The sequence below is a fragment of the Streptomyces albidochromogenes genome (genome assembly GCF_005981925.1).
GTDB lineage: Bacteria > Actinomycetota > Actinomycetes > Streptomycetales > Streptomycetaceae > Streptomyces > Streptomyces albidochromogenes.
Genome location: NZ_VBVX01000325.1, coordinates 1 through 7,023 on the forward strand (window position 1 = coordinate 1; position 7,023 = coordinate 7,023).

10 protein-coding genes are annotated in these 7,023 nt (G+C 72.6%); 3 read left to right on the plus strand and 7 right to left on the minus strand.

Going from position 1 to position 7,023, the window contains the following annotated elements:
• The 3 genes from E2E34_RS28850 to E2E34_RS28860 all read left to right on the plus strand — a co-directional run.
• Positions 1–456: HPP family protein (locus E2E34_RS28850; protein ID WP_341870237.1), on the plus strand; the 456-nt coding region annotated here is incomplete at its 5' end.
• A complete protein-coding gene (locus tag E2E34_RS28855; RefSeq protein ID WP_279637911.1) occupies positions 450–977 on the plus strand; it encodes an SRPBCC family protein in 528 nt (175 codons plus the stop codon). The genes E2E34_RS28850 and E2E34_RS28855, both read left to right, overlap by 7 nt.
• A gap of 57 nt (positions 978–1,034) precedes the next feature.
• Complete coding sequence (locus E2E34_RS28860; RefSeq protein ID WP_425573310.1) at positions 1,035–1,730, plus strand: hypothetical protein; 696 nt, start codon at positions 1,035–1,037, stop codon at positions 1,728–1,730.
• Positions 1,731–1,763: 33 nt separating this feature from the next.
• Here E2E34_RS28860 and E2E34_RS28865 read toward each other — a convergent pair whose 3' ends face one another.
• The 7 genes from E2E34_RS28865 to E2E34_RS28890 form a co-directional block, all read right to left on the minus strand.
• The gene (locus tag E2E34_RS28865) at positions 1,764–2,624 is read right to left on the minus strand and encodes an alpha/beta hydrolase (RefSeq protein ID WP_138904827.1); all 861 of its coding nucleotides are present in this window, start codon (positions 2,622–2,624) and stop codon (positions 1,764–1,766) included.
• A 107-nt stretch (positions 2,625–2,731) separates the two neighbouring features.
• On the minus strand, positions 2,732–3,088 hold the full coding sequence (locus tag E2E34_RS28870; RefSeq protein ID WP_138904828.1) for a phage holin family protein: 357 nt from the start codon (positions 3,086–3,088) through the stop codon (positions 2,732–2,734).
• Positions 3,089–3,160: 72 nt separating this feature from the next.
• Positions 3,161–3,508 carry a hypothetical protein gene (locus E2E34_RS28875; protein ID WP_138904829.1) on the minus strand — a complete coding sequence of 116 codons (348 nt, stop codon included), beginning with the start codon at positions 3,506–3,508 and terminating at the stop codon, positions 3,161–3,163.
• Between the two features lie 256 nt (positions 3,509–3,764).
• The gene (locus E2E34_RS28880; protein ID WP_138904830.1) at positions 3,765–4,073 is read right to left on the minus strand and encodes an SCO5918 family protein; all 309 of its coding nucleotides are present in this window, start codon (positions 4,071–4,073) and stop codon (positions 3,765–3,767) included.
• Between the two features lie 320 nt (positions 4,074–4,393).
• Positions 4,394–4,597, minus strand: a complete 204-nt coding sequence (locus tag E2E34_RS28885; RefSeq protein WP_028810498.1) for a cold-shock protein — start codon at positions 4,595–4,597, stop codon at positions 4,394–4,396.
• A 276-nt stretch (positions 4,598–4,873) separates the two neighbouring features.
• Positions 4,874–5,032, minus strand: a complete 159-nt coding sequence (locus E2E34_RS35685; RefSeq protein ID WP_167518410.1) for a hypothetical protein — start codon at positions 5,030–5,032, stop codon at positions 4,874–4,876.
• A complete protein-coding gene (locus E2E34_RS28890; RefSeq protein WP_138904831.1) occupies positions 5,010–6,860 on the minus strand; it encodes a carbamoyltransferase family protein in 1,851 nt (616 codons plus the stop codon). Before E2E34_RS28890 ends, E2E34_RS35685 begins: the two co-directional genes overlap by 23 nt.
• Between the last annotated feature and the right edge of the window lie 163 nt (positions 6,861–7,023).

A 7,023-nucleotide genomic window follows, 5' to 3' on the forward strand; every position in this document is an offset into this window, starting at 1 on the left:
CCCGCGGCCGCCTTCCACAGCATCAGCGCCGCGACGGCGGTCCTGCTGGGACTCGCCGCGATCGGCGCCGTGATCCACGAACCGGTCCTGATACCGCCCCTGGCCGCCAGCGCGGCCCTGGTCCACAACGCTCCCGCCCTGCCGCTCGCCCAGCCCCGCAGCGTGGTCGGCGGCCACCTGCTCGGCGCCGCCGTCGGGTACGGCGTCCTGGCCGCGGCGGGCAGCAGCGCGTGGGCCGCAGCCGTGGCGGCCGGTGTCACGCTGGCCCTGATGATCGCCGCGCGCACCCCGCACTCGCCCGCCTGCGCGACCGCCGTGGTCATCGTGCTCCAGACCCCCGCGCCCGCCCGGTTCGTCCCCCTGCTGGTGGGAGCCACCGTCCTCCTGGTGGCGACCGGGTGCGCGGCCTCCCGGATCCGCCGTACGGCGCTGAAATACCCCACGTACTGGTGGTGATCGCCGCCGCGCGCGCCGGATCCGGGGGACGATGTGCGGCACACCGTACGGACACCGACGCGGAGGTAGGCACATGGCCCGGGAAGTTCGAAGGAACCGCTGAGATCGACCGCCCCGTCGAGGAGGTGTTCGCCTTCCTCGCCGACGGGCGGAACGACCCCGAATTCAGCCCGCGTGTGCGGGAGATCGTGAAGACGACGGACGGCCCCACCTCGGTGGGCACCGTCTACCGGAGCGTGGTCAAGGACGCCGGCATGACCACCAGACGGGAGTTCCGGATCAGCGAGTTCCAGGCACCCCGCACGATCCGCTGGACCGAGCTGTCGAAGAACCTCGTCACGGCGACCGAGGGCGGGTACGACCTCGTCGCCCTCCCCGGGGGCAGGACCCGCCTGACCGTCTTCAACACCCTGGAGGGCCACGGCCTCGGGAAGCTCCTCGAGGGCCTGGCGGTGAAGGCGGCCCGCAAGGACGCGGACGCCTTCGCCCATCGCATCAAGGCGGCCGTCGAGTCCGCCTGACGGGCCACGGCGGCCGGCAGGGTTCTGCCCACCGGGCGTCACCTCCGTGCGGGTCACATGTGGTTGCGGGGGTTCCGGGCGGGGGACCCTGCCCCCGTGAGGCGTCATGAGAAGGGTTCACGGCTGCGGTTCGACGGCTGGATCGCCGGGATCGGCACCGCCTCCGGGACGCGCGTGGTGCTCGGACACTGGCCCCGGTCGCCGTTCGGCCCCTTCAGCGACGTGATGATCGAACGGCCGGACGGCGAACGTCTCCTCCTCGCACCCGACCGCCACGTCGCCGCGTTCGTCGCCGGCACCTACGGGTTCGACGCCGTACGCGTTGTCCCGGTGACGGTGGAGGTCCGGGGAGCGTCCTGGACCGTCGAGGCCGGGCCCCTGGACCTGCGCTTCACCGTCGGCCGCCGGGGTCCCGTCGGACTTCTGCTGCGTGCCGTGCCCCGCCCGCTCGCCGCTCGCCCGTCCTGGGCGGCCCTGGTCGACATCCCGGCGCGGCTGTTGCCCGGGGTGCGCACCCGGGGGAGCGCCGGCGGCGGCCGTCGCGAGTGGTACGGCGCGCAGGACCTGCTGCCGGTGACCACGGCCGGGGCCACCTTCGAGGGCGCCGGGCTCGGCCCGCTCGCTCCCGTCGCCCCACCCGTACGATTCGGCTTCGGCTCGGTGCCCCGGCGCCCCTGCCTCGTGCGCGTTACCACCACCGTCGAGCCGGGCCGGGGCCGCCCAGCCGCGGGCACGCCCGTCGGACGCGCGTGAGCGCCCGGCGGGACGGCAGGGCGTCGCGGCAGGTCAGCCGAGGAAGAAGTCGCCCAGGGAGGCGGCCAACGCCTCCGGGGCCTCCTCGGCGACGTGGTGCCCCGAGTCGATGCCGTGGCCGCGCACGTCGGGCGCCCAGTGCCGCCAGATCTTCAGCGGGTCGCCGTAGAGGTCCTCGAGGTCGTCCCGCAGCGACCAGAGGACCAGCGCGGGACACCGGATGCGCACGCCGGCGGCGCGGTCGGCCTCCTCGTGCCCCTTGTCGACCGTCAGACCGGCCCGGTAGTCCTCCAGCATCGCGCGCACCACGTCGGGGGTCCTGGTGGCCTCGCGCCACTCGTCGTAGTTCTCCCGGCCCATGCTGCGGGGATCGCCCCGGTACCAGCTGTCCGGGTCGGCGTTGATGACCCGTTCGGGAATGTCCGGCTGGGCGAAGAAGAACCAGTGCCACCACTGGGTGGCGAACGTGTCGGTGATGCGCGACAGGTGCTCGCTGATGGGCAGGCAGTCGATCAGCGCCACCCGGGACACCGCGTCGGGATGGTCCAGGGCGAGACGCAGGGCGACCGCGCCCCCTCGGTCATGTCCGGCGAGCAGGAACCGGGAGTGCCCGAGGGAGCGCATCACGGCCAGCATGTCGCCGGCGACCGCGCGTTTGGAGTGTGCGCGGTGGTCCGCGGTGGGCGCCGGACCACGGGAGCGGCCGTACCCCCGCAGGTCGGGACAGACCACGGTGAAGCCCTGCGCCACCAGGCGGGGGGCGACCCGGTGCCAAGTGGCGGAGGTCCTCGGGTGGCCGTGCAGCAGCAGCACGGGAGGACCCTGACCGCCGTGGCGTACGAAGACGGACGCGTCCCGCACATGAACCCGCCGGGATTCGAAACCTTCGAACATCGCCCCCTGCTTTCGCACTCGTGCCGCCTCGGTGGGATGCGCGGGAAGCCGCAAGCCGCAGCGCGCGGTCAACCGGCGTGACCGTACGGCGGCTTGCGGCGTGCGCGTCACCCGCTCAGTTCGTTCGCCACCTGCTCCACCGCGTCCAGCGAACAGGCCAGCGCCTCCTGGGACGCGGCGCGGGCCTCGCGCAGTCTCGCCCGCCCGTACAGCACGAACGCCACCGCGCCGGCGCCGTAGGCAGCGGCCAGCGCTCCCGCCACCCGCTGCGCCGGCCACACGCGTTCCAGTGAACGCACCGCCGACTCCTGGGCCGCCAACAGCGCCAGCACGCCCAGCACTCCGCCCGCACCCAACGCGGCCGACCCCTGCCGACCCTCGCTGACGGCGGCTTCCAGCTCGGCCTTGACCTGGCCAACGTCCTCACGTACCAACGCGATCACATCCTGTGACAGTGCCTGCATGCCCTTTCGGGTACCCCTGACACCGCCGGGCACGCGTTCGGACGTCACGGCGTGAGCGCCGGTCGGGCCGGCTCAGGCGCACACGGCGTACACCGTGACGGGTGTGTTCGGGTCGGGGCCGCGGGCCGACCCGATCCAGCCGGTTCCGTCCGGTGCGGGGTAGCTGTCGAAGGCAGCGGCCCCGTGGGTCCGTACGCCGCCGCCCACCGCCCTCGTTCCGGCGGGGCACCGGGCGATGATCGGTTCGCCGTTGGCCGTGCCGGTCTCCGTGACCGTCTCGACCGGGGAGCGGACGGCCGTGGCCAGGACCTTGTGCGACGGGTACGGCACGCTCCGGGCGGCCGCCTGGGCCGTCCCGCCGAACGCGATGGCCGCCGCCAGCACCAACACGCTCGTACCACTGATGCGATGACGCGGCATCGGCATGCCCCTTCTCTGTCTGCGTCCGCGAGGCGAAGGCCCGGCGGGGTGAAGTCCCGTCGGACGGATTCATCCCGGTCCCGCCGGCGCTCATAGCCACCGGCCGCGGAAACCACCTGTTCGGGCGGAGGCGCGACTACCGGGCGCCGGCGGCGTGGACGGTCCTGCCCAGGAGTGCGACAAGCAGTGAGGGCCCGACCGGCGCGCGCCGGTCGGGCCCTCACTGCTGTTCAGGTGCGCTGCACCCGCCCGTCGGTCAGACGGCCATCGGCGTGCCGAGCATCGCCGACGCCTGCTGGAGCGGGCTGAGGGCGCGCGGGGGCGCGATCTCGGGGACGGCGCGGCAGGTGAAACCGAGGAGCGTCATGGCGCGGACGACCTCGCCGGCGCTGAAGTCGCGGCGGTCCTGGCGTGTGACGACCTCGCCCACCTGCTTGACGGGGTAGTGACGGCGCCCGATGATCACGGACTCGCCGGTGACCGGCTCGGGCTTGACGCCCTTCATCGATTCCAGGACGCCGCTCTTCGTCAGGTCGAACGGGAAGCGGGCGATGACACAGCGCATGAGACCTCAAAGGAAGTGGGAGGACGATCCGGCCGGTAACGAGCCGGTTCAGCGGGAGTGGGTGAAGAGGCCGCCCGTGGTGCCAGGAATCGCGAGAGCGGGTCCGAGGAAAGAAAGAGAGAAATAGCGGCCGGCCGTGGACGAACGGTTGAGGTACGCCGAACGGTGGTGCGCACTCCGTGAGCGGGGGCGCGGTTCCGGAGCAAAGGCTCATACGGAAGCCGCTTCACCACGAGGTGCGGGGGAGTGGGCGGCCGGAATGCGAAGAGCCGGGGCCCGCACCCCAAGGTGCGGGCCCCGGCTCGTACCGCGCGTGTGCGTCAGGCGGGAACGATGTTCTCCGCCGTCGGGCCCTTCTGGCCCTGCGCGATGTCGAAGTTCACCTTCTGGCCTTCGAGCAGCTCGCGGAAGCCCTGGGCGGCGATGTTCGAGTAGTGGGCGAACACGTCAGCGCCGCCACCGTCCTGCTCGATGAAGCCGAAGCCCTTTTCCGCGTTGAACCACTTCACAGTGCCAGATGCCATGTCTTGTCTCCTTCGGGGCAGTGCCGGAGTCCGCACCGTGCGGCTCCGAGTCGCCGCGATGATTGCCCCGCCCGGAAAATAACCGGAAATACAAAAGCGCTGCCAACGGTGTGAAACCGATGGAGACACCAAGAATTTTGGGAACCACAACTGCAACTTCCATCGACAGTAGCACGGCGAGATCGGCCGTGCGGCGTCAAGAATTCCGCTTGCCCTGTGGTGCGAGATACCTTCGATCCGCCTTGCTTTACTTTCTCTCTTCGCGGCTGCAGATATTCACGAGCGGTCCCAGTACGTCACGGCCGAGGCGCGCCACGAACGGCGCAGCGGGTCGCGGACCCGTCGTACGCACCAGCCGACGGGCGTGAGAACCAGGAAGTACACAGCGGCGAGCACCGGCCGGCGCAGCCGGTCAGTCCATCGGGATCGCCTCACGCCAGTCGCCCTCCTTCTCCCGCCACGGCGGCTGCGCCTGCTTCTCCAGCAGGAAGTCGCCGAGCACCAGCAGGTCGATCCCGGTGCGCATGAAGCACGTGTACGCCTCCTCGGGCGTGTTGACGATGGGTTCGCCCCGGACGTTGAACGAGGTGTTCACCAGCACCGGGCAGCCGGTCAGGTCACGGAAGGCGGTGAGCAGCCGGCGAAAGGGCGGGTTGTCGTACGGGCCCACCGTCTGCACCCGCGACGACCGGTCGACGTGGGTGACCGCCGGGATCGTGGACCGCCGGACTTGCAACAGGTCGAGCCCCGTCAGGCCGTCGCCCGCACCGCCGCCGTCGCCCTCACGGCACTGCTCGGCCGCGACCTGGGCGGTCAGCAGCATGTACGGGCTCTCCTGGCGGAGGTCGAACCACCGCGCCGCGTCCTCCCGGAGCACCGCGGGGGCGAAGGGGCGGAAGGACTCCCGGAACTTGATCCTGCGGTTGAGCGTGGACTGCATGCGGGGATCGCGCGGGTCGGCGAGGATCGAGCGGGCCCCCAGCGCCCGTGGGCCGAACTCCATGCGTCCCTGGAACCAGCCGACGATCCGCCCGGCGGCGAGCTCCGCCGCCACCCGCCGGGCCAGCCGGTCCCCGGACAGGCGGGTGTGCGGGATGCCGCCGCGTTCCAGGTACGCCGCGATCTCCTCGGCGCCGTACGCGGGCCCGAGCAGCGCTCCCGCCATGGCGTCGGTGCGCCGGCCGACGTGCGGGCGGGGGGCCCCGCGCCGGTGGGACTCCGCCAGGGCCGCGCCCAGGGCGCCGCCCGCGTCACCGGCCGCCGGCTGGACCCACACCTCGTCGCAGACGCCCTCTGCCACGATCCTCCCGTTCGCCACGCAGTTGAGCGCCACCCCGCCGGCCAGGCACAGCCGCCGCTCACCGGTGCGCTCGCACACCGTCCTGGCGAGTCGCAGCATCACCTCCTCGGTGACCTGCTGGACCGAGGCCGCGAGGTCGAACTCCCGCTCGGTGAGCGGGCCTTCCGGCTCCCGGCGCGGCCCGCCGAACAGTTCCTCGAAGCCGCGGCCGACCATGACCCGGCCGTACAGGTAGCTGAAGTGGCGCAGGTCCAGACGGAACGAGCCGTCGGGCTTGATGTCGATGAGCCGTTCGCGGATGAGCCCGGCGTAGCGGGGACGCCCGTAGGGCGCGAGCCCCATGAGTTTGTACTCGCCGGAGTCGACCTTGAAGCCGCAGAAGTACGTGAACGCCGAGTAGAGCAGGCCGAGCGAGTGCGGGAACCGCAGCTCGCCCAGCGCGGTGAGCCGCGTGCCCCGGCCGTGCCACATGCTGGTCGTCGCCCACTCGCCGACGCCGTCGACGCACAGGACGGCCGCCGACTCGTACGGGCTGGGGTGGAACGCGGACGCCGCGTGCGAGGCGTGGTGGCGCCCCGTGACGACGGGCGGCAGGGCACCGTCGCCCGCCTGCGCCCGCAGGCTCCGCCGTACCTCCCGGGTGGCGTCCCGCTTCCAGGCCAGCCACTGCGGGAAGGCGTCGTGGAACGCCGGGAAGCCGCGGGGCGCGGTGGCCAGCCAGGTGGCGAGGGCCCGCCGGAACTTGAGCGCGGGGTCCTCGTAGTAGGCGACGGCGGCCACGTCGCCGAGCTTCGCCCCGGCGGCCTCGAGGCAGTAGTCGACGGCCCTGGCCGGGAAGCCGGGGTCATGACGGCGGCGGCTGAAGCGCTCCTCCTGGGCCGCGGCCAGCGGGACGCCGTCCGCCACGACGGCCGCCGCGCTGTCGTGGAAGTACGCGGAGACGCCCAGGATCAGTTCCGGCATCGGTGCCCTCCCCCTTTCCGTACACCTCGTTCCGGCACCGCCCCATCACAGGACTCCCGTCGCGGGACCGCGGTCAGAAGAGCGGATAGATGGACGCGTCGTCCTCGGGCTGGGGCCGCAGCCCCGCCCGGCGGTCCTCGCCGGGCGCACGGGGCGGCTCGGG

Excerpts from the sequence above, each read along its gene's own strand:
- E2E34_RS28860 (WP_425573310.1), top strand. The coding sequence starts at position 1,035 with ATGTGGTTGCGGGGGTTCCGGGCGGGGGACCCTGCCCCCGTGAGGCGT.
- E2E34_RS28865 (WP_138904827.1), bottom strand. The coding sequence starts at position 2,624 with ATGTTCGAAGGTTTCGAATCCCGGCGGGTTCATGTGCGGGACGCGTCC.
- E2E34_RS28870 (WP_138904828.1), bottom strand. The coding sequence starts at position 3,088 with ATGCAGGCACTGTCACAGGATGTGATCGCGTTGGTACGTGAGGACGTT.
- E2E34_RS28875 (WP_138904829.1), bottom strand. The coding sequence starts at position 3,508 with ATGCCGCGTCATCGCATCAGTGGTACGAGCGTGTTGGTGCTGGCGGCG.
- E2E34_RS28880 (WP_138904830.1), bottom strand. The coding sequence starts at position 4,073 with ATGCGCTGTGTCATCGCCCGCTTCCCGTTCGACCTGACGAAGAGCGGC.
- E2E34_RS28885 (WP_028810498.1), bottom strand. The coding sequence starts at position 4,597 with ATGGCATCTGGCACTGTGAAGTGGTTCAACGCGGAAAAGGGCTTCGGC.
- E2E34_RS28890 (WP_138904831.1), bottom strand. The coding sequence starts at position 6,860 with ATGCCGGAACTGATCCTGGGCGTCTCCGCGTACTTCCACGACAGCGCG.